This window comes from Promicromonospora sp. NPDC059942, from assembly GCF_042731755.1.
Taxonomy (GTDB): Bacteria; Actinomycetota; Actinomycetes; order Actinomycetales; family Cellulomonadaceae; genus Promicromonospora.
Genome location: NZ_JBHWLR010000016.1, coordinates 71564 through 91864, shown reverse-complemented (window position 1 = coordinate 91864; position 20301 = coordinate 71564). Strand labels below are relative to the sequence as shown.

The window sequence follows — 20301 nt, the reverse complement described above, 5'->3', positions numbered from 1 at the left end:
GGCCCGCTTGCCATGCCCGGAAACTCTCAAACACCACCCGCTCCCGTGACCGTCCGCCGTCGCTGGTGGCTGCTTTCTGTCTTGGCGATCGCTCAACTGATGATCGCCCTGGACACGACCATCGTGACGATCGCGCTGCCATCGGCTCAGACGGATCTGGGGTTCCCGGACAGTTCGCGGCAGTGGATCATCACTGGGTACGCGCTGACCTTCGGCAGCCTGCTGCTGCTCAGCGGGCGCCTCGGCGACCGGTGGGGCCGGAAGCAGACGCTCGTCGCGGGACTGATCGGCTTCGCGGTCGCCTCCGCGATCGGTGGCGCCGCACCATCCGTCGAGGTTCTGATCGCGGCCCGCATCGCTCAAGGCGCGTTCGCGGCCCTTCTCGCTCCCTCCGCGCTCGCGCTCGTCTCGGTGACGTTCAGCGACGGTCAGGAACGGGGCCGGGCATTCGGGATCTTCGGCGCCGTGTCCATGGTCGGCACCACCCTGGGCCTCCTCCTCGGCGGCGCACTCACCGAAACACTGTCGTGGCGGTGGACGATGTACATCAACGCCGTCGTCGCGCTCCCCGCGATCGTCGGGGCGGTTGTGCTGCTTCCCGGCTTGACGCGCGGTGACCGCCAACGGCTCGACATCCCCGGCGCGATCGCCGTGACTACGGGATTCTTCGCCCTGGTCCTCGGCACCGCCCGGGCCGAGACCTCAGGGTGGGCAGCGCCGACGACCGTCGCCTACCTCGCCGCCGCACTCGGACTGCTGGTCGCGTTCGTGATCATCCAGGCACGCACCCGCACCCCGCTGCTGCCGTTGCGCGTGATCCTCGACCGCGTCCGTGGCGCCGCCCTGATAGCTCTGCTGCTCTCCTCGGCCGGACTGTTCACCACCTTTCTGTTCCTGCCGTACTACCTGCAATCCACCCTCGGCTACCCGCAGTTACTCACCGGCGTCGCCTTCCTCCCTGTCCCCGTCGCCCTCGTCGCATCGGCGGTCTTCATCGGACCACGCCTGACTCAGACGATCACCAACCGTCGCGTCCTCCCGGTCGGACTCGCCCTCGCAGGGACCGGGGCCCTGCTGCTCGTGCGCCTGGGAACCACGGCGAACTACGTCGTCGACCTGCTCCCCAGCCTGCTGCTCATCGGCGCCGGCGTCGGGCTCGTCATCGCCACCGCTACCGGCGCTGCCACCGCCGGCGTCGCCGACACCGACGCGGGAGCTGCGGCAGCAACCGTCAACGCCGCCCAGCAGATCGGCGGCTCCGTCGGTGTCGCGGCCCTCAGCACCATCGCTGCCTCCTCCGCCGCCAACTACCTCAGCGCCCATCCCGGACAGACGGAAGCTGCCGCCGTCCACACCTACACCGCTGCCTACACCGGCGTCGGCATCCTCTTCCTTGCCGGCGCCATCCTCACTGCCATCATCCACCCGAAAGAGCACACCCGATGAGCACCACGACCCGCCCGGCGCGACCCCGCCCACGTACGGCGGCCGTCGGATCCATACTGCTGGCCCTCGGCACCATCCAGTTTTTCGTCGCCCACCTCGTCGCCCAGGCCGCGTGGACGAATCCCGCGTACAGCTGGTGGAACAACTACATCAGCGACCTCGGCGCGACTGTCTGCGGCCCTTTCTCCGACAACTACGTCTGCTCGCCACTCCACCCGATCATGAACACCGCATTCGTCCTCCAAGGGATGCTGATGCTCACCGGCATCACACTCATCGCCCGTTCAAGAATCCTGAGCCTCCGTCGAGCCACGTGGCCAATCATGATTGCCGTCACCGGCATCTCCTGGATCCTCGTCGGCTTGATACCCGAAGACGTCAACCTCACCGGGCACTCCATCGGAGCTCTGCCAATCTTCATCCTCGGCAACACCGCCCTCGTCACCGCGGGAATCTCCGACTCCACACGCACGCTCCCCGCCATCCGCGGGACCGCCCTCGCCCTAGGCGTCCTAGGCCTCGTCGGATTCGGCCTTACCGTCGTTGCCGTCACCAACCCCACCGGCCCGATCGGCATCGGCATCGCTGAACGCATCACCGTCTTTCCCGCACAGGTCTGGGCATTCACCCTCGGCATCGGCGTCCTGAGCCGTCTCTACGCGGGCCGGCGCCGCAGCAGCCGTCACCGACGATCCCGGTAGCGCTCCACCCCGGTCGGTAGCTACCTCATGGACACCGTCCCCCAGGGTTAGGATCCGGGGGGACATCGGGGAAGCGGAGGAACATGTCGAGCAGCACGCGACGCGCCCGCGAACGGAACGCCCTGCGCGAGCGGATCACCGAGGCTGCGTTCCGCGTCCTGGAGACCGAGGGAGCCACCGCGCTCACGATCCGGCGCATCGCAGCCGAGGTGGAGTACACGGCACCCGTCGTCTACCAACACTTCGCGAACAAGGACGCGTTGGTGCTCGAGCTGGTCACCCGCGGCTACGACCTCATGGTGGTCGAGTTCGAGCAGGTCGCCGGCGAGCCGGACCTCGACCAGCGCGTCCTGCGGACAGGTTCTGCGTTCGTTCGCTTCGCGTGCGAGCACCCACATCTCTACCAGGCGATGAACGGCACCGTGATCGATGCGAACGACCGCCGCCGCGCGGCCGAGCCTGCCATCGAGATGGTTACCGAACTGCTCAGCGCCTGGGCGGAGACGCACGGTGTCGTCCTTGTCGATCGCACCGAGGCCTGCGAGATCGTGTGGGGCACCCTCGCCGGCATGTCCTCGCTCGGCGACCTCGGAACGGTCGGGAGCGAGCGCGCGCAGCGACTGGCCGAGCAGGCACTCGGCGCGATCCTGCTCGGCTGGCGCAGCAAGGGCTCGTCGGGCTGACAGCACGGCGGGCCGCTACAGGTCGGTCCGCCGAAGCGACGACACCGCTCACGCCTCGCCATACGCGTGACGTGGCTACCGGTGGTCGCCCGCCCTGATCGTGGGCGAGGCGCGGTCCGCGCCCTGCTGCCTGGCCGCAGCGGTCGCTTCGTCGCGACCCCGAACGCCGGTTCCGTCATACCCGAGCTCGCGCTCCTCGACGCTGTGCCCTCCCTCCCATCGGCTCCCATCGAACGGAACCGAACGCACTGTTGACATCGACGCCGTCGGCTGTAATCTAACGACGTTAGATAATCGAACCTCGTTAGGAAGAGGGAAACCGTGATCTACCACGTCAACCGCGTCACGATCAAGGCCGTTGCAACTCCTGAGCAGATCGAGGCGATCCTCGAGAGCTGGCGGAACCAGGGGCGGACCATCCCCGCCGTCAAGTCGTTCATTGTCGGCCGGGATCACGGGGGCGACTACGAGTACAGCGCCGCGTTCGCCGTCGAGGACCTGGACGGGCTGTTCGAGTACCTGACCCACTCGACGACGTACGAGACCGACCACCTCGGGCTGGACCTGGCCGAGCGGCTCGACATCTTCGACATCAGCGACGACGATGACCCGGAGCTGAATCTCAAGATCCAGGACCTGCATCGCCGACGGAACGAGCTCAACCCCGAGATCGCCGACATGCTCGCGGCGGTGCCCGCGTACCGCGGCGCCGGGGTGGACGACTGACCACCCACCAGCCTGGGAGAACTCATGTGAGTTGGATGGTCATCACCGAGGTCTCTGAGGCCGCCAGGGCGTGAGGAAAGGTGCCCTCACCTGCAAGGATGTGGCCTGTCTGGGGTCACTTCAAGCGGGTGGGGAGCACCTTTCTTGCCACAGGGCACACCGGGTGGGACCGTCGGCTGGAACCCGCCGCTGACGGAGAGAACGTGATCGGGCTTGCGGGGACCGTCCTGACGAGTCGAGACGGGCGAGCTCTCCCGGCTGCACACGCTGGTGTGGAGCACCGGCGCCAGCCGACGTGACCACAACGGCCGGGGGAGGATGGACCGTGCGCATCTCGATTACAGACGACCTGCTCAAGCTACTCCACAAGCAGCTCGCGGCGAGCCGAGGTGGTCAGCGTCATTCTGGCCGCGACCGTGCCCGAAACCGCGCGACCGAGGCTACCGCCGGACCATGACTGTCGCGGTGGCAGCATCTGCTCAGTCGTCATCCTGACCGCGAGTCCGCCGACGCTGAAGCTGGGTAGCGTCCAAGCCAGGCGTTCCAGAGCCTTCCGAACGCGTTCCTCCATGCAGATGGTGAACACGCTGCTGCTGCCCGCCCACCGGAACCCGTTGGCGAAGTACACAGAGACCATGGAGCGCACGATCGGGTGGGTGCACACATCGGCCACCATCTGCTGACCTACGTACTTCACGCCTCTGGCGGGGCGTGCAGCCGGCCAACAAGCCACCGCGAGACGAACGCTTGATCACGTGTGGGCGACCTCTGACCTGCACGGATCCCGAACGGTCACCGTCATCGCCATCCGGCATACTTTGCCCGGTGCTCCGACTGTTCGTTCGGTCGTCCCCGGCGGGCACTGATTGGAGCGTCTGATGCGGGTCAACGTCCTCGGCACCGTCGAGGTGTCGGACGGCGTGACCTGGGCTCCGGTGTCTGCCGCGCGTTGCCGTGGAGTTCTCGGGACGATCATCGCGCACTCGCCCCAGGCTGTTCCCGTCGCGGGAATCGTGCACGATGTGTGGGGGCCGACGCCACCCGCGTCGGCGGCAGCACAGGCCTACACCCAGGTGCGGAAGATCAGGCTCCTGCTCGACGACCCCAAGGGCGACGCCCTGAGACTCTCGGACTCTGGATACAGTCTCAACGAGGATCTCGTCGGCGTGGACGCACGGGTCTTCGAAGCCGCCACGCACGACGGACGGCACGCGTTCGAGGCCGGTGCGTTCGAACAGTCTCTGGAACTTCTTGATGCTGGCCTTGCGCTATGGCGCGGCGAGCCGTTCGATGGAAGCCCGCCCGGTGATCGAGCTGTGGAGCTCGCTCACCGGTTGACGAATCTCCGCACGACGGCGCTCGAGGACAGCTTCCAAGCACGGATCAACCTCGGTCGACACCGAGGCGTTGTCTCGGACATCGAGGGCCAGATCGCCGAGCACCCTTTCCGGGAGCAGCTGTGGCGCCAGCTGTTGACCGCCCTCTACCGCAGTGGTCGGATCGGTGAGGCGCTACAGCAGTACGATCGGCTGCGCCGTTCGTTCGCCGACGAGCTCGGCACTGATCCGAGCCCGGCCACCCGGGTGCTCCACGAGCAGATCCTCCACGAGTCGCTGCCCGGTCCCACGGCAGCCGCACCAGTCCGGACACCAGCACCGTCGTTGCCGCCACCTGCTCCCGCACCGCGGCAGCTTCCACCCGGGTTACCCGACTTCTGCGGTCGTGAGGTCGAGGTCCACGCTCTGGCCGGGTATCTCCTCCCTGAGGAGGAGCAGGATCAACCCACGGTGGTTGTCGTGCATGGGGCTCCTGGGACCGGTAAGTCGAGCCTCGCGCTCCACGCCGCACGAATGGTCCGCGATCGATATCCCGACGCGCACTTCCGCCTCGACCTCGCCGGAGCCTCCGGCAACCCACGACTGCCGGACGAGCTCCTGGCCACGATGCTCCAGAGCATCACCGGACTCGGCCACATCCTGCCGACCTCGCCGGACGATCGGGCCGCGCTCCTGCGCTCGCTCCTCGCGGGGCGCAGGGTACTTCTTCTCCTCGACGACGCCGCGAGTACAAACCAGATCCTTCCGCTCCTGCCGCCCAACGGACAATCGGCCGTCGTGGTCACCAGCCGTGGGATGCTTGCCGAGCTGCCCGGCGCTCGACGGATTCATCTGGACACGCTGACCGCGTCCGATGCGGAGCTGCTGCTCGCGCAGATCGTCGGGAAGGATCGGATCGACGCCGAGCGCGATGAGGCTCAAGCCATCGTGCACCTCTGCGGCCTCCTGCCGCTGTCGATCCGAATCGTCGGCGCCAAGCTGCTGAGCAGACCGTCCTGGCCACTACAGCGGCTTCGCGAACGTCTGGACGACGAGACCAAGCGCCTGAGCGAGCTGAGGATCGGCGACCTTGACGTCGTTGCAAGCCTCGATCTGTCGAGGCAGTCCCTGTCCGACCATGCCGCGACGGCATTCGACCTGTTCGGCCTGCTCGGTCCCTGCGAGGCACCGGCCTGGGTGTTCGGCGCACTGCTGGACACCACGGAGTACGACCACGTGATCGACGAGCTGACCGACGCCGGCCTGCTGCAGCAAGCGGACCGCGAAGTGGGCCAGATCCGGTACCACATGCACGACCTGCTCCGAGACTACGCAAGGCTCCGGGCGCGGGAACGCAGACCGGACGTCTGCCGGAACGCTGTGGCACGAGTTCTGGACGGCTGGATACTCCTCGCCGACGGGGTGTGGCGAGACCGGCCTCACAGTTTCTTCGACCCGCCCGACCGCTCACGCGATACCGCGATCATCGTGCCGTCATGGCTCCGGGACGACGAGGGCAGCGCCTCGGCCGGCACCGACGGCATGAGGTGGATCGCCGTCGAACGCCAGAACCTCCTGGAGGCAGTTCGTCTCGCATGCCACCAGGAACTCACCACGCGCGCTTACGAGCTCGCAAGTGTGCTCGCTCCGCTCTACGACGAGTACGCGCTCTACGACGACTGGCACGAGAGCCACCTGACGGCGCTAGCAAGCGCCGACATCAGCCCGCTCGCGGCATCGACGCTGCAGCGCGGGCTGAGCCAGGTCCACATCTACAAGGGCGACATCGACACCGCCGCCGAGTATCTTGAGGCGTCCCGGCGGACCTGCCAGGAACACGGCAATGCCGTGGGGGCCGCCCTAGCGCAGGCAGGAATGGCAACCGTCAGCCGGTGCCGCGGGCAATACCACGACTCCGAGACAAAGTTGCGCGACGCCCTGACGGTCGTGTCTGCTTCCGGCGATCTTCCCAAGGAGCTGGTCCTGCGCAACGGCCTCGGCCGGCTCCTGGTGCTCCAGGGCCGGACCGGCGAGGCGCGCCCCTGGCTGACCGACACCATCGCACGAGCCCGACACATCGACGACACTCACAGGGAAGCTGCTGTCCTCCGTGAGCTCAGCGCACTTGAGCTCACCGACGGTCACGCCGACCTCGCGCTCACACGGCTCGAAGAGGCAGCACAGATCTTCGAGAAGCTGCACGACGAACGCTGCGCCGCGGCAACGCTCCTGCAGATGGGGCCCGTGCTGGTGGCACTCGCCGACCACGAACGTGCCATCGCGTCGCTCACGGACGCGGCGGACTTCTACCACCGGCACGGGCTGTGGGACGACGAGCAGCGCTCGCGCGCCCTGATCGACGACCTCGCACGTTCCGGGGCCGCTCCCCGGCCGGACGCGACGGATCCCGGCGCTCAGCGGACGCACGCGCGCTGACGGGTACGACCTGACACGAGACGAGACTGGGCCGAGCTGATGCGAGCTCGGCCCAGCCGGGCACCCGAGACCAGACGTCAGGTCAGGTGAGCGGAACCCCGAGCTTGTCCCAGGTGGTCTGCCCTGGCCAGCCGTCAGCGTTAGAGCCCGTGTACCCGAGCTTCTTCTGCCAGTTCGCGTACGACTGCCGGTCGGCCTCCGTCCACTGTGGACCTGGACCGGTCTCATACACGGCGCATCCCTCAGCCACGAGACGATGGCCCATGGCAGCGACGATCGTGCTCCTGGGGCTGGCGTGGAACCAGGCCGCTCCGGGGAACGGCTCCTTGGCCCCGGCCGTCTGCTTGGGTACACGGAGCGCCTCCCAGGACGACGGGCCGGGCCAGCCGTCGGCGTCGGCACCCGAAAAACCCAGGTTCCGCTGCCACAGCGCATACGACTGCCGGTCGACGTCGGACCACTGTGGGCCCGGGCCCACCGCGTATACGCTGCAGCCCTCGGCGACCAGCCGGTTGCCCATCGCAGTGACGACACCACTGTTCGGGCTGTTCTTGAACCAGTCCACCCCAGGGAACGGCTCGTACTGGGTTGTGGACTGCTTGGGCACCCTCAGCCGGTCCCACGAGCTCTGCCCGGGCCAGCCATCCGCGTCCGCTCCCGAGTACCCGAGCTTCTTCTGCCAGTTGGCGTAGGACTGCTGGTCGACGTTGGACCACTGGGGTCCCGGGCCGGAAAGGTACGCGCCGCAGCCCTCTGCGACCAGACGCACGCCCATGGCTGTGACGATCGGGCTGTTGGGGTTGTTCCTGAACCATTCAGCACCGGGGAACGGTTCGTAGGCGACGGGACCGGCAGAGACCCCGGAGTCCGGGACTCTCAGCTGGTTCCACGAGGCGCGCCCCGGCCAGCCGTCGGCGTCGGCACCGCGGTATCCGAGCTCGGTCTGCCAGGCGGCGTAGGACTGCCGGTCGATGTCGGACCACTGGGGACCCGGACCGACCTTGTACCTGCCGGCGCCCTCCGCGACCAGGCGCCTGCCCATCGCGGTGATGATCGCGCTGTTGGGCTCGGCCTTGAACCACTCGGTGCCGGGGAACGGTACGCAGCCGGCGGGTGTGCCGGTGCTCGTTCCTGGGTCGGAAGGTTCTACCCACTGCACGCCTGGGATGGTCAGTACCGTCCCGGCCGGAAGGATCGTGTCGGGAACGGCGATCCCCAGGTCCGAGAGCACGTCCCAGTTGGCGTCGAGCAGGGCGGCGGCGGTGATCCCGAAGAGGCGGGCGATCGTCGCGAGGGTGTCACCCTGCTGGACCGTGTACGTGGGGGTCGCGGCACCGGGGCCAGGCTCCAGCGACCCGTTCTCGACGAGAGGGTAGAGATTGCCAGGGCACTGGGTCGAACGAACATCCCGGTGACCTAGAATCCGCAGACCCGCGTTACCGGAGCGCCGACAATACGCGATAGCGTCCTTGAAGCCCTCGATCATGGCGGCGGTGGGCTGGCTGGCCCCTTCGAGCCCGAGGAAACCAAGGACCGCGAAGTAGTCGTAATTGGCGCCGGGCGTCTCTGTTCCGTTCGCCCCCGACACCTTGCCCAGACCGCGCCCTTCAAAGACATACCCGTGCAGGCACACGGCGAGGTTGTAGGCGATATCGCCGTAGGCGCCGCTGTTGATGTGCTCGTTCTGGATGGAACGCATGTAAGCGGCACACCCGGAGTGCCCGATCGAGGGAGCATCCTGGCCGACGTGGTGGACCACCACGCCCTTCCAGCCGAACCCGGGCTCGGCGGCGTCAACGTCGCCTTGACGTGCTCCCCATTCCGCACGGCTCACAAATTTCATGATTCTCTCTCCGGTAGTGCTACAGGTTGAAAGTGCTTCGGGGCCACTCGTGGCCTAGCCGCGGAAGTACGCGTACCCGCCCAGGCCCAGCCGGTCCAGCGCTGCGCCCTCCGTTCGGGCCCGGTTCGCGAGAGCCGTGAGCTTCGCGGAGACAGCGGCGCCCTGACGGCCGGCGTAGTGGTCGTGCAGGATCGCCCAGGCCGCGCCGGACGACGAGGTGCCCCACAGCAGGTCGGGGTCCTGGTAGTACGTGTAGTCATCCGCGGTTGCCGCGACCCACTCAGCGACCGGAAGCAGCCGGGACCCTTGCGACGAGTACAGGTCGTGGCCCTGATTCCAGGCCATCTCGCAGACAGCGGCCGCCAGGGCGACCCCGTTGATCGACTGGACCTGGCCCGTACCCTCGTCATGCGGGAACGGGATGGTGTTCGCGACGGGCGCGCCGGGCCGGTTCTCGAAGAAGTCGACGGCCTGCGCGAATGTCGGAGCGTCACCGGCGAAGGCCGCGATGGCGCTCATCGAGGCCAGGTGTGCGAGCTGGTTGACCACCCCGAACCGGCGTGCGCAGCCCTGCTCGGCGTCCGTCAGCGCAGCGGTGTTCAGGGGCAGGAAGACGCCGGTGAGCATCGCCTCGGCAGCGGTAGCGTCGAAGTCTGCGCGATCACGCACCAGTTCCGCAGCGTTCGCGAGCAAGAAGCCGTGGACACCGAAGGTGAAGGACGTCGTCGGATCGCCGGAGACCGAGGTGAGCTCCCCCGCCCAGGAATTGAGGATCGCGCAGGAGGTTCGAGCGTGCGCTTCGTCGCCGCTGATCCGCCAGATCAGCGCGTTTTGGTAGGCGGCGTGGGCGTCGTCGAGCAGCGTGTGATGGTTCGACCTCTCGCCACCCAGCTGGAGCACGGCGGCGGGTGACGCTGTCCACCCCACAGCAGAACGAGGGTCCGCGGCCAGCTGGGACCACGCCGCTGCGTACTGCGCGGTGCCGGCTTCGACGCCAGCTCTCGCCGCCGACAGGTGCTCGACGGTGTGGAGAAGCCCCGTGCGGGCGGGCGTGCTGGCCGCCGTCTCTGTCACGGCCGGCGCGGCGGTAGCCGGGGCGCCCGCGTACGCCGCGACCGCGCTACCCGCTCCGACAACGGCGATCCCTCTCAGGAACTGACGCCGACTCGCGTCATGGGACATCAACTTCGGTAACACGGTGGATGCTCCTTCGGGGACGTGTGGTGTCTCGTCGGAGCAGCATCCCGCGCGCTGTGATGTGTGACCGATGCTCGATCTATGCCCGATCTATGCGCTCGGATCCTGGTGTGGCGGATCGGACGCCGCGCCGCACAGCACTGCTGAGCACAGCATGTGACCCGGCCGAAGGCCCACGAGATGACCCCCGGGTGCGCGTCGTCGTAGTCGATCGGGGGCCCTTGCCCGCGGTGCGCCAGGCGTAGATCGTGCGTACCGGCAGACCGAGATAGTCCGCGAGCTCGTCGATACTCAGCAGCGGGTCCAGCCCCCGCTCGGGCGTCTGCTGTGTCTCCATGACTCTCAGGTGCGTGCGGAGCACCCGGAGAGTGGGCAACGATCGGAGGCGACCGTCACGCTCTGCGAACCATGTCGCAGGACGGGTCTCCAGGACACCAAAGTGTCGGGTTTTTGTCGGGGAGTTCAAATCTCTGGTCCGTTCTGGCCTGGCGAACCAGAGGCTCACCAGGACAGATGTGTCGGGGTGACAGGATTCGAACCTGCGACCCTCTGCTCCCAAAGCAGATGCGCTACCAAGCTGCGCTACACCCCGTGGGTCCGCGTCGGCCCGAGGTCTCCGGGCCGGACCGGGAGACTCCCGGCAGGACGCCCCGAGTGTATCCGATCGGCACGTCCGGCGGCCTGGTGTTTCCGGCCCGCGAGCAGCGAAGTAATCCTTTGAACTTCCCTCGGCACCCCTGCCATGGTCGATACGACAACCACACGTATCGGGAGGGACCGAGCATGCTCCGGCAGCGGACGACGACGCTCACCCTCCCTCGGGTGCTCGGTCTCACGCTCGCGATCGCAGCCGCGCTCACGGTGGGCCTCGGGGCCTGCGCCGGGAACGGCGCCGTCCCGCCGCCGGAGGGCACGCCGCGCTCGATCGTCGTCGAGAGCTTTCCCGCCGAGCCGGCCGAGGAGTCGCCGCCGGGGCCACCCGTCGAGGGCATGACCAACGCGATCGTCGACGCCACGGTCCGGCCCGCGCGCCTCACGGTGACGACGTGGGGCACCCCCGGCTGCATGCCCTATCCCGTGGCGGTCGTCTGGTACGACCCCTGGACGGTGCACGTCACGACCGCGCCCAGCGACGAGACCCGGTGCACCGCCGAGCACCTGGCGGTGAGCCAGGTCGTGGTCCTGCCGGTGGACCACCCCGCCGACGAGGTGCGCGCCGTCCGGGTCGACGACGCCTCGGTCGCCTTCGCGTTCCGGCAGTAGCCGCTCCCACCAGCCGTGCCGGAACTAGCCCGCGCGCAGCGCGGGGCGCCCGTCCGTCCAGACGATCTCGACGCCCGCCAGCAGGTTGGTGCGCCCGCCGGTGTCGTTGCCCTGGAAGAACAGGTAGGTGCGGCCGTCGTCGTCGGTCAGGACCCCGGGGTGCCCACTCTCCGACGAGTTCCAGGTGCCCGGCGCGCCGTTCGGAAGGAACGGCTCGGTGACGCCGCGCGTCCACGTGACGCCGTCCTCGCTGGTGGCCCAGCCGATCTGCTGCGGCTTGTTGTTGTACGCGCCCGCGTAGAACATGACCAGGGGGCCGCTCGGGTCGCCGCCCGCCCGGACGAAGGCCGGCGCCTCGATGCACTCGCCCTCCCAGTCGAGCTCGGGCCGCAGCGCCGGGGCGTCCAGGCTCAGGTCGCGCCAGGCGTCCTTGCCGAAGCCGCTGTCGAGCGAGGCCTCCGCCACCCCCACGATCTGCTCCCGCATCTCCGGGTCACGGGTGGCGTAAGCCAGGAGCAGCCGGTCGCCGTCGACGATCACGTCGGCGTCGATCGCGCGGCCGCAGTTCCATTCGCCCTGCGGCCGGAACACCGGGTTGGTCGCGTTGCGCTCGAACGTCACGCCGTCGGTCGAGGTGGCGTGGCAGATCGAGTCCCGCGGCCCGGTGCCGTAGCTCTGGTAGAAGAGGTGCAGCACGTCCCCGATGACGACGGCGCCGGGCGCGGCCAGCCCCTGGGCGTCGTAGTCGCCGCCCGGACCCAGCCGTCCCACCAGCTCCCACGAGCGCAGGTCGTGGCTCTCGGCGATCCCGACGCAAAGGTCCCGCTCCGTGCCGGGCTCCGTGGGCGGCAGCGTGAAGTACATGAGGTAGCGGCCCTGGAACCGCACGACCGACGGGTCCTTGGCCCACAGGCTGCCGTCCGCGCGGGCGACGGCCCACGGTTCTCCGAGCAGTGGGGCTGACCCCACGACCGGCCCGCTCCTGGCCGCACCGGGTGAGGTCGAGGTCGACGACTGCGTCATGGCGATGGCTCTCCTGAGGCTCGGCATCCCGGACCGTCCCGGGTCCGGGCGGAATTTACAGCGCTGGAATTCTGGAGACAAGGTCGTCGAGACGCGGCTCGCCGAGCTCAGCACTGGGGCGCCTCTCGGCACCTCCCCTTTGAGGCCCGGGTTTCTTGTCTTTGCGGGTCCCGAAAAACGAGAAACCCGGGCCTCAAAGAGGAGAGGGTCGACGACGGTGCGCGGCCGCGCCACGACGGCGCGCGGCCAGCCGGCCGACGCCACCGCCGCCCCTAGCCGTCGCCAAGCGTCGACGCCCGCGCCACCAGCCGCGGCGCCAGCCGCTCCACGCCGCGCGCCGGCTCCCCCTCGATCGCCGCGATCAGCAGCTCCGCCGCGCGCTGGCCGAGCCGTTCGAGCTGCATGTCCACGGTGGTCAGCTGCGGGCGGCTGGCCAGCGACATGACCTCCCAGTCGTCGTACCCGGTCACGGCGACGTCGTCGGGCACGCGCACCCCGAGCTCCCGCAGCCGGTCGCACCCGCCCCGCGCGAGCTGGTCGGAGGCGAACACGATCGCGTCCACGGGCAGCCCGCCACCCGACCCGCCATCCGACCCACCACGACCGGCCCCGCCGGAACCGACCGAACGCCCTGCGCCGCCCAGGACCAGGTCCACGGCCCGCCGGCCCCACTGCTCCGACCAGTCCCCGTACAACGGCGAGCCCACCAGCTCCAGGTCACGCGCCGCGAGTTCGGCAGCCAGCGTCTCGTACCGCACCAGCGACGCCGCCTGCTCGGCGCGCCCGCCCACGTACGCGACCCGACGCCGCCCGAGCCCCGCCAGGTGCTCGACGAGCAGCCGCATGCCGAGCGCGTCGTCGGGCACCACTGAGGCGTCCTCCGGGTCGGACGACGGCGCGAACGCGTAGACCACCGGCATCGGCACCCGGATCGGCTCGCGCGGCTCGGTGGTGCGGCCGGTCACGATGATCCCGTCGACCCGCCGGGCCACGAGCGCGCGCACGTGGTGCTGCTCGCGCACCGGGTCGTGGCGGGCCGTCGCCAGCAGCGCCGACAGCTCCCCGCCCACCAGCGCGTTCTCCGCGCCGAGCACCACCGGCAGCGAGAACCGGCCGGCCGAGTCGGTGCTCAGCAGGCCCACCGTGAAGCTGCGCCGCGCCGACAGCGAGCGCGCGGTCGCGTCGGGCACGAAGCCGAGCCGCTCGGCCGCCTCCCGCACGCGCGCCCGGGTGCTCTCCCGCAGCGAGCCGGTGTCGTTGAGCGCCTTGGACACCGTGCTCGGCGAGACGCCCGCGAGCGCCGCGACGTCCGTGATCCGTACGACCGCTCCCCGGTCCATCCGCACCGCCCCTTCTCCGAACGAGTTTCCTTCCGCATTTTCCGCCGAACCCGGCGGACATCAGCGGAACACAGCGCCATCGTACCTCCCCTCGCAGATCAGAGCCCAGTTTCCGGCGAGTTTCGCCCAGACCTTTGACGCTGACCACGCCGGTCCCTACGATCAGGAAATCGGATTCCTAGTTTCCGTCCCGGAGGAGAGTATCGATGACGACCCCGACGCCCAGCCGTACGACGAGCGGACCGGCCGCCCCCACGAGCGATGCCCGGGTGCTGCTGCGGCCCCTTGCTCCCGGACACGTCACCGTGGACGGCGGGCTGTGGCGCCGCACCGCCGACGTCAACCGTTCCGCCGCCATCCCCGGCGGGCTGGAGCAGCTCGGCAAGGCCGGCAACCTGCGCAACCTGGAGATCGCCGCGGGTGTGGCTGACGGTGACGCGATCGGCCCGATCTTCGCCGACTCGGACGTGCACAAGTGGCTGGAGGCCGCCGCGTGGGAGTACGCCCGTGAGCCCGACGAGCAGCTCCTGGCCGACCAGCTCCACGTCACGAGCCTGCTCGCCGCGGCCCAGGCCGACGACGGCTATCTCGACTCCGTACCGGCCCTGCGGAACGTGCCGCGCTACAGCGACCTGCCGTGGAGCCACGAGCTGTACTGCGCCGGGCACCTGTTCCAGGCCGCCGTCGCGCAGGTGCGCGGCACCGGCCACCGCGAGCTGCTCGACGTCGCGGTCAAGCTCGCCGACCACCTCGTGACGACGTTCGGCGACGGCCCGGACCAGCTCCGCGAGGTGGACGGCCACCCCGTGATCGAGATGGCCCTGGTCGAGCTCTACCGCGAGACCGGTACGCGCGCCTACCTGGACCTGGCGAGCTGGTTCGTCGAGGCCCGCGGCACCGGCATCATCGAGGCGCACGGCAAGCAGCCCACCTACTTCTCCGACCGGGTCAAGGTCCGCGAGGCCACCACGGTGGAGGGCCACGCCGTCCGCGCCGTCTACCTGGGCGCCGGCGCGGCCGACGTCGCGATCGAGACCGGCGACGCCGAGCTGCTCGCCGCGCTCGACACCCAGTACCGCGCCATGGAGCGCGGCAAGCAGTACCTGACCGGCGGCCTCGGGGCGCGCTGGGAGGGCGAGGCGTTCGGCGACCCGTACGAGCTGCCGACCGACCGCGGGTACGCCGAGACCTGCGCGGCGATCGGCGGCGTGCAGTGGGCGTGGCGCATGCTGCTCGCGACGGGCGAGGCCCGCTACGCCGACCAGATCGAGCGCATGCTGCTCAACGGTTTCCTCGCGGGGGTGTCCCTGAGCGGCACCGAGTACTTCTACGTGAACCCGCTGCAGCTCCGGAGCGACGCGCACGCCGAGGAGGACCGCAGCCCCGCGCACGGCCGTCGCGGCTGGTTCGACTGTGCGTGCTGCCCGCCCAACATCATGCGCACCGTCTCCAGCTTCACCGGTTACGTGGCGACGGCGGACGGCCCGGGCCTCCAGCTCCACCAGTACGCGCCCGGCACGGTCACCGTCCCGCTCGACGGCGGCACGCTGCGCCTGCGCGTCGAGACCGCCTATCCGGACGAGGGCAGCATCGCGCTGCACGTCGAGGAGGCGCCCGACGGCGAGGTGTCCCTCGCCCTGCGCGTCCCCGCCTGGGCCGACGGCGCCACGCTCGACGGCGCACCCGTGACCGCCGGCACCTACGCCCGCGTGACCCGCCGGTTCGCCGCGGGCGACACGGTGCTGCTCGACCTGCCGATGACGCCGCGGCTCACCACGGCGGACCCGCGGGTCGACGCCGTGCGCGGCGCCGTCGCCATCGAGCGCGGACCCCTGGTCTACGCCCTGGAGCAGCCCGACCAGGAGACGGGCGCCGTGGTCGACGACCTGCGGATCGACGTCTCCGGCGCGCTGTCCGACGAGTTCCGCCCGGAGCTCCTGGGCGGTGTGACGGTGGTCCGCGCGAGCGGCGCCGTCGTCCCTGGGCCGGACGCCGACGCGACGTCGCCGTACGGACCGGCCCCGGCGGCGTCGGCGACGTCGTCCGATCCCGTGCGCGACGTGACCCTGACCGCGATCCCCTACTACGCGTGGGCCAACCGCGGCCCGCAGCCGATGCGGGTCTGGGTCCCGACCCGCTGACCCCACGTCCCAGGGGGCCGGGCCGGTCCCGGCCCCCTGGGCAGGCACGACCCCAGTACGTCTCACCCTGCGTAACGATGCGTAAGGAAGGAGAGCGATGGAGCTCACCAGACGCCAGCTGCTCACGCTGGCCGGTTCGGCGACGGTCGCCGCCGCGCTGGCCGGCTGCGGCGGCACGCTGCGACCGCCCGACGTCGAGGCCGCCGGCTTCGGCGAGAACGCCACGGGCACGCTCAACCTGTGGTGCCGGTCCGACACCGTCAACGGCACCCAGGCCGTCGTCGACGCGTTCCACCAGGCCCAGAACCGGATCCGCGTGCAGGTCACGCCCATCCAGAACGGGCAGTACGTGACCAAGCTCGCCACGGCGATCCGCGGCGGACGGGTGCCCGACGTCATCGACATCGACGACATCTACTCGACCCTGTTCGCCTACCGCGGCGCCTTCACCGATCTGACGCCGCTCATCGAGGACCTGGGCATCGGCGACGCGCTGAGCCCCGGACACCTCGCCCTCAGTACCAAGGACGGCCGGAACTACGGCCTGCCGTTCATCGGCGACTTCTCGGTGCTGTTCTGCAACACCGAGCTGTTCGAGCGCGCGGGCCTGTCCGTGGAGGAGCACACCCGCGACTTCGACGGCATCCTGGAGGCCGCCCGCGCCATCACCGCGCTCGACGACGACCTCTACGGCTGGTCGTTCCCCGGCAACTCCTCGGGCGCGCTCGGCTTCACCGTCCAGCCGCACGTCTGGGCGACCGACCGGGACCTCATCACGGGCGACGTCGGCGACCAGCGCGGTGACGTCGTCGGCAACGACGCGCTGCGCCGCACGCTCGAGCTCGAACACACGCTGTGGTCGGAACAGCTCGTGCCGCCGGGCAGCTTCTCCGACGACGCCTCCCGCTGGTCGGCCGACTACGTCGCCGGCCGCCTCGGGATGTTCCCCGCGGGGTTCGGCGTCGTGGTGCCCAACGCCGACCAGGCGCTGCTGGACCGCACCCAGGTGGTGCTGCTGCCCGGGCCCGACGGCGGCCGCGCCTTCTTCGACGGCGGGGACAACCTCTGCATGCTCAACGGCGCGAAGAACCCCTCCGCTGCCTGGGAGTTCATGAAGTTCGCCGTGGCCGTCGAGCAGCAGACCCGCATGCCGGAGGGCTTCTACTCCCCCGTGCGGTCCGACGTCGTCACGCCGGAGTTCGCGCGGGAGAACCCGTTCGTGCTGCCGCCGCTGGAGTCCCTCGACCGGGGCTACGCCCCGACCACGCTCGCCTACAACCTGATCTACAACCAGCAGGACGGACCGTGGCTGCGCATGTTCCGTTCCGCCGTCTTCGACGGGGAGGTCGATGCCGCCATGCAGGAGGCCCAGACCACGTACGACCGCATCCTGCGGCAGGCGCAGGCATGAGCGCGCGCAGGTACGGGACCCTCACGCACCCGAGCCGCGCCGGGCTCGCACTCGTCACGCCGGCGGTCGCGCTGGTGGTGGTGTTCGTGTTCGTGCCGCTGGTCGTGGCGGTCTACATCTCGCTGACCAACTTCCCGCTCATCGGGCCGTACCGGTTCATCGGGCTCGACAACTACGCCCTGGTGCTCACCGACCCCACGTTCTGGAGCGCGCTGGGCTACACGCTGCTCTACACGGCGATCGTCACGCTGCCCATCCTGCTGCTCGGGTACGGGCTGGCCGTGCTGGTGCGGTCCAACCGGCGGGGCGCCACGCTGCTGCGCACCATCTTCTTCGTCCCGTTCGTCATCGGTCTGACGACGCTCAGCTTCCTCATGCTCCTGGAGGCGCAGCCGAACAGCGGCCTGGTCAACGTGGTGCTCAAGGCGCTCGGGATCACGGACGGGACGACGGCGTGGCTAGTCGACGGGCCGCTCGCCACCGGGCTGCTGTGCGTCATGGTGGTCTGGGGCGTGTCCGGGCTGACGATGGTGCTGCTCATGTCCGGCATGCAGGGCATCCCGCGGGAGGTCTACGAGTCGGCGGAGATCGACGGCGCCTCGTGGTGGCAGCGCGAGCTGCAGATCACGGTGCCGATGCTGCGGCGGACCATCGCGATGACGGTGATCCTGTCGGTCATCGGGTCGTTCCTGGCCTTCACGCAGTTCTACATCCTGACCCAGGGCGGGCCGGGATCCGAGACCACGACGATCGTCATGGCGATCTACCGCCGCGCGTTCGTCCAGCTCCAGCTCGGCGCGGCGACCGCCATGTCGCTCGTGCTCGTGGTCATCACCGGTCTGGTCACCGCGGCCCAGTTCTGGCTGCTGCGGGAGAGGAGCTGACATGGCTACCGTCACCTCTACCGCGCCCGCGGGCGCGCGTGCTGCGCGGCGTCCTTCCGGTGCTGCACCTGCCACGCGCCCGTCCGGGCCCGAGCGGGACACCCGGGTCAAGCGGATGCTCTACGTGGTCGGCGGCACGCTGGCCGCGCTGGTCTTCCTGGTGCCGCTCGTGGTCGCGTTCGTGCGGGCCGGGCAGCCGGGCGACGTGATCGTGGCCGCCCCCGACGGCCGGTTCTTCGACCTGTCCTGGGTCAACTTCCAGGCAGTGATCGACCAGCCGGAGGTCTGGCGCGGCATCCTCAACTCGGCGATCGTGTCCGTGTCGACGGCGGTGCTGACCGCGGTGCTGGCGACACTGGCCGGGTACGGCTTCGCGCGGTTCCCGTTCCGGGGCCGCACGGTGCTGTTCGGGCTGGTGCTGGTCACGCTCATGATCCCGTTCCAGGCGATCCTTACCCCGCTCTACCTGCAGATGAACGTCATGGGGCTCACGGACAGCCTGCTCGGGCTCGTGCTGTTCTACACGACGGTGAACCTGCCGTTCGGCATCTTCGTCATGCAACACGTTCGCCGCTGTGCCGACGGAGCTGGAGGACTCGGCGCACGTCGACGGCGCCGGGACGCTGCGGATCCTCGTGTCGGTGCTGCGGCCGCTGGTGATCCCGGGGACCGCGACCGCCGCCCTGTACGCGTTCCTCGCGTCGTGGACGGAGTTCCTCGGGGCGCTGACGTTCCTGACCGACTCCAGCCTCTACACGCTGCCGGTGTCGCTCGTGAACCTGCAACAGGGGGCGTATGGGCAGGTCAACTTCGGTGTGCTGGCGGCCGGGTCGGTCATCGCGATGATCCCGTGCGTGATCCTGTACGTGGCGCTGCAGCGGTACTACGTGGCGGGGCTGGCGTCGGGGTCGGTCAAGGGGTGAGGACGGCGGCGCGGTGCTCAGCGGGCCTGGGTACCGCGCCGCGCGCCCGCCGCACGTTCTTGCGCCGCGCGCCCCACAGCACGCCGGCGATCACGAGCGCCGCGCCCACCGCCGTCCACATCCCGATCTGCTCGCCGAGCAGCACCGCCGACGCGCTCAGGCCCACCACGGGCACCAGCATGGAGAACGGCGCGACGACGCCGGCGGGGTGCCGCGCCATGAGCCAGGTCCAGATGCCGGAGCCGGCCAGCGTGCCGATCAGCACGGTGTACGCCAGCCCCAGGAGCGCGGGGACCAGCGCTGGTCCAGGAACGAAGGACTGCGCGATGGCGTCGGGCCCCTCGATGACCAGCGACAACGCCAGCATGGGTATCGGCGGCACCACCGACATCCACAGCGTCAGGTGCAGCGGGTTGGGCGCCTTGGCCCGCGCACTGGACACGTTGCCGATTGCCCAGCCGAAGCCGCCGGCCAGCACCAGCAGGAACGGCGCGAACGCCGCGGCCTGCGCCTGGGACCAGCCGACGACGGCGAGCCCGAGGGTCGCGACCGAGAGCCCCACGACCTGCCGGGCGGACACGCGGTCGCGGAACACGACCGCACCGAGCAGCACCGTGAACGGCGCCGACGACTGCAGCACCAGCGACGCGAGGCCCGTCGGCATGCCGACCGCCATGCCCCAGTAGAGGAACAGGAACTGCAGGGTGCCGAACCCGATGCCGTAGCCCAGCAACCAGCGCACAGGCACCTTCGGGCGCGGCACCAGCAGGATGGTGGGAATCGCGATGACCGCGAACCGCAGCGCCGCGAGCAGGAACGGCGGGAACTGCCCGAGCGAGGCATGGATGGCGATGAAGTTGAGTCCCCACATGACCGCGACGGACACGGCGAGCAGGCGGTGGGAGATCGGCATGCCCCGAGCCTTGCGTCCGCGGCCCTGAAGGACAAGCGAAATGTTCTACGCGTCC

17 protein-coding genes and 1 tRNA gene are annotated in these 20301 nt (G+C 69.7%); 10 read left to right on the top strand and 8 right to left on the bottom strand.

Translation table 11 applies throughout. The features are described from left to right. The first annotated feature begins 12 nt into the window (after positions 1 to 12). From ACFV9Q_RS22745 to ACFV9Q_RS22725, 5 genes are all read left to right on the top strand, one after another. The gene (locus ACFV9Q_RS22745; RefSeq protein WP_377236285.1) at positions 13 to 1446 is read left to right on the top strand and encodes an MFS transporter; all 1434 of its coding nucleotides are present in this window, start codon (positions 13 to 15) and stop codon (positions 1444 to 1446) included. Continuing rightward, positions 1443 to 2147 carry a DUF998 domain-containing protein gene (locus ACFV9Q_RS22740; protein WP_377236284.1) on the top strand — a complete coding sequence of 235 codons (705 nt, stop codon included), beginning with the start codon at positions 1443 to 1445 and terminating at the stop codon, positions 2145 to 2147. The genes ACFV9Q_RS22745 and ACFV9Q_RS22740 overlap by 4 nt, the downstream gene beginning before the upstream one ends. 83 nt (positions 2148 to 2230) lie before the next feature. Further along, complete coding sequence (locus ACFV9Q_RS22735; protein WP_377236283.1) at positions 2231 to 2830, top strand: TetR/AcrR family transcriptional regulator; 600 nt, start codon at positions 2231 to 2233, stop codon at positions 2828 to 2830. Positions 2831 to 3151: 321 nt separating this feature from the next. Then, complete coding sequence (locus tag ACFV9Q_RS22730) at positions 3152 to 3556, top strand: Dabb family protein (protein WP_377236282.1); 405 nt, start codon at positions 3152 to 3154, stop codon at positions 3554 to 3556. An 878-nt stretch (positions 3557 to 4434) separates the two neighbouring features. Further along, positions 4435 to 7308 carry a BTAD domain-containing putative transcriptional regulator gene (locus ACFV9Q_RS22725; RefSeq protein ID WP_377236281.1) on the top strand — a complete coding sequence of 958 codons (2874 nt, stop codon included), beginning with the start codon at positions 4435 to 4437 and terminating at the stop codon, positions 7306 to 7308. Positions 7309 to 7390: 82 nt separating this feature from the next. Here ACFV9Q_RS22725 and ACFV9Q_RS22720 read toward each other — a convergent pair whose 3' ends face one another. The 4 genes from ACFV9Q_RS22720 to ACFV9Q_RS22705 all read right to left on the bottom strand — a co-directional run bounded on the left by ACFV9Q_RS22720 (position 7391) and on the right by ACFV9Q_RS22705 (position 10940). Beyond that, positions 7391 to 9151, bottom strand: a complete 1761-nt coding sequence (locus tag ACFV9Q_RS22720) for a peptidoglycan-binding protein (RefSeq protein WP_377236280.1) — start codon at positions 9149 to 9151, stop codon at positions 7391 to 7393. 54 nt (positions 9152 to 9205) lie between these two features. Beyond that, on the bottom strand, positions 9206 to 10225 hold the full coding sequence (locus ACFV9Q_RS22715; RefSeq protein ID WP_377236279.1) for a hypothetical protein: 1020 nt from the start codon (positions 10223 to 10225) through the stop codon (positions 9206 to 9208). Positions 10226 to 10427: 202 nt separating this feature from the next. Further along, on the bottom strand, positions 10428 to 10685 hold the full coding sequence (locus ACFV9Q_RS22710) for a helix-turn-helix domain-containing protein (protein WP_377236278.1): 258 nt from the start codon (positions 10683 to 10685) through the stop codon (positions 10428 to 10430). Positions 10686 to 10866: 181 nt separating this feature from the next. Continuing rightward, a tRNA-Pro gene (locus tag ACFV9Q_RS22705) sits at positions 10867 to 10940 on the bottom strand. A 191-nt stretch (positions 10941 to 11131) separates the two neighbouring features. Between ACFV9Q_RS22705 and ACFV9Q_RS22700 the strand changes: the two genes are divergently transcribed. Beyond that, on the top strand, positions 11132 to 11611 hold the full coding sequence (locus ACFV9Q_RS22700) for a hypothetical protein (protein WP_377236277.1): 480 nt from the start codon (positions 11132 to 11134) through the stop codon (positions 11609 to 11611). A 24-nt stretch (positions 11612 to 11635) separates the two neighbouring features. On the opposite strand, the gene ACFV9Q_RS22695 is transcribed toward ACFV9Q_RS22700, so the two are convergent. Then, complete coding sequence (locus tag ACFV9Q_RS22695) at positions 11636 to 12580, bottom strand: family 43 glycosylhydrolase (protein ID WP_377236276.1); 945 nt, start codon at positions 12578 to 12580, stop codon at positions 11636 to 11638. Positions 12581 to 12906: 326 nt separating this feature from the next. After that, positions 12907 to 13974: a LacI family DNA-binding transcriptional regulator gene (locus tag ACFV9Q_RS22690; RefSeq protein ID WP_377236275.1), complete on the bottom strand. Its 1068-nt coding sequence runs from the start codon at positions 13972 to 13974 to the stop codon at positions 12907 to 12909. Between the two features lie 206 nt (positions 13975 to 14180). Between ACFV9Q_RS22690 and ACFV9Q_RS22685 the strand changes: the two genes are divergently transcribed. The 3 genes from ACFV9Q_RS22685 to ACFV9Q_RS22675 all read left to right on the top strand — a co-directional run bounded on the left by ACFV9Q_RS22685 (position 14181) and on the right by ACFV9Q_RS22675 (position 18410). Further along, on the top strand, positions 14181 to 16115 hold the full coding sequence (locus ACFV9Q_RS22685; protein WP_377236274.1) for a glycoside hydrolase family 127 protein: 1935 nt from the start codon (positions 14181 to 14183) through the stop codon (positions 16113 to 16115). A 97-nt stretch (positions 16116 to 16212) separates the two neighbouring features. Continuing rightward, positions 16213 to 17526 (top strand): extracellular solute-binding protein, encoded by a 1314-nt coding sequence (locus ACFV9Q_RS22680; RefSeq protein ID WP_377236273.1) that lies wholly within the window; start codon positions 16213 to 16215, stop codon positions 17524 to 17526. Next, positions 17523 to 18410, top strand: a complete 888-nt coding sequence (locus tag ACFV9Q_RS22675) for a carbohydrate ABC transporter permease (protein WP_377236272.1) — start codon at positions 17523 to 17525, stop codon at positions 18408 to 18410. Before ACFV9Q_RS22680 ends, ACFV9Q_RS22675 begins: the two co-directional genes overlap by 4 nt. A gap of 120 nt (positions 18411 to 18530) precedes the next feature. On the opposite strand, the gene ACFV9Q_RS22670 is transcribed toward ACFV9Q_RS22675, so the two are convergent. Continuing rightward, positions 18531 to 18836: a hypothetical protein gene (locus ACFV9Q_RS22670; RefSeq protein ID WP_377236271.1), complete on the bottom strand. Its 306-nt coding sequence runs from the start codon at positions 18834 to 18836 to the stop codon at positions 18531 to 18533. Between the two features lie 149 nt (positions 18837 to 18985). Between ACFV9Q_RS22670 and ACFV9Q_RS22665 the strand changes: the two genes are divergently transcribed. Then, a complete protein-coding gene (locus ACFV9Q_RS22665; RefSeq protein ID WP_377236270.1) occupies positions 18986 to 19333 on the top strand; it encodes a carbohydrate ABC transporter permease in 348 nt (115 codons plus the stop codon). On the opposite strand, the gene ACFV9Q_RS22660 is transcribed toward ACFV9Q_RS22665, so the two are convergent. After that, complete coding sequence (locus tag ACFV9Q_RS22660) at positions 19323 to 20246, bottom strand: EamA family transporter (RefSeq protein WP_377236269.1); 924 nt, start codon at positions 20244 to 20246, stop codon at positions 19323 to 19325. The two genes, ACFV9Q_RS22665 and ACFV9Q_RS22660, sit on opposite strands and share 11 nt — an antisense overlap. Between the last annotated feature and the right edge of the window lie 55 nt (positions 20247 to 20301).

Bases quoted from the DNA above. Each gene is read 5' to 3' on its own strand.
- ACFV9Q_RS22745 (WP_377236285.1), top strand. From the start codon at position 13: ATGCCCGGAAACTCTCAAACACCACCCGCTCCCGTGACCGTCCGCCGT.
- ACFV9Q_RS22740 (WP_377236284.1), top strand. From the start codon at position 1,443: ATGAGCACCACGACCCGCCCGGCGCGACCCCGCCCACGTACGGCGGCC.
- ACFV9Q_RS22735 (WP_377236283.1), top strand. From the start codon at position 2,231: ATGTCGAGCAGCACGCGACGCGCCCGCGAACGGAACGCCCTGCGCGAG.
- ACFV9Q_RS22725 (WP_377236281.1), top strand. From the start codon at position 4,435: ATGCGGGTCAACGTCCTCGGCACCGTCGAGGTGTCGGACGGCGTGACC.
- ACFV9Q_RS22720 (WP_377236280.1), bottom strand. From the start codon at position 9,151: ATGAAATTTGTGAGCCGTGCGGAATGGGGAGCACGTCAAGGCGACGTT.
- ACFV9Q_RS22710 (WP_377236278.1), bottom strand. From the start codon at position 10,685: ATGGAGACACAGCAGACGCCCGAGCGGGGGCTGGACCCGCTGCTGAGT.
- ACFV9Q_RS22700 (WP_377236277.1), top strand. From the start codon at position 11,132: ATGCTCCGGCAGCGGACGACGACGCTCACCCTCCCTCGGGTGCTCGGT.
- ACFV9Q_RS22690 (WP_377236275.1), bottom strand. From the start codon at position 13,974: ATGGACCGGGGAGCGGTCGTACGGATCACGGACGTCGCGGCGCTCGCG.
- ACFV9Q_RS22685 (WP_377236274.1), top strand. From the start codon at position 14,181: ATGACGACCCCGACGCCCAGCCGTACGACGAGCGGACCGGCCGCCCCC.
- ACFV9Q_RS22680 (WP_377236273.1), top strand. From the start codon at position 16,213: ATGGAGCTCACCAGACGCCAGCTGCTCACGCTGGCCGGTTCGGCGACG.
- ACFV9Q_RS22675 (WP_377236272.1), top strand. From the start codon at position 17,523: ATGAGCGCGCGCAGGTACGGGACCCTCACGCACCCGAGCCGCGCCGGG.
- ACFV9Q_RS22660 (WP_377236269.1), bottom strand. From the start codon at position 20,246: ATGCCGATCTCCCACCGCCTGCTCGCCGTGTCCGTCGCGGTCATGTGG.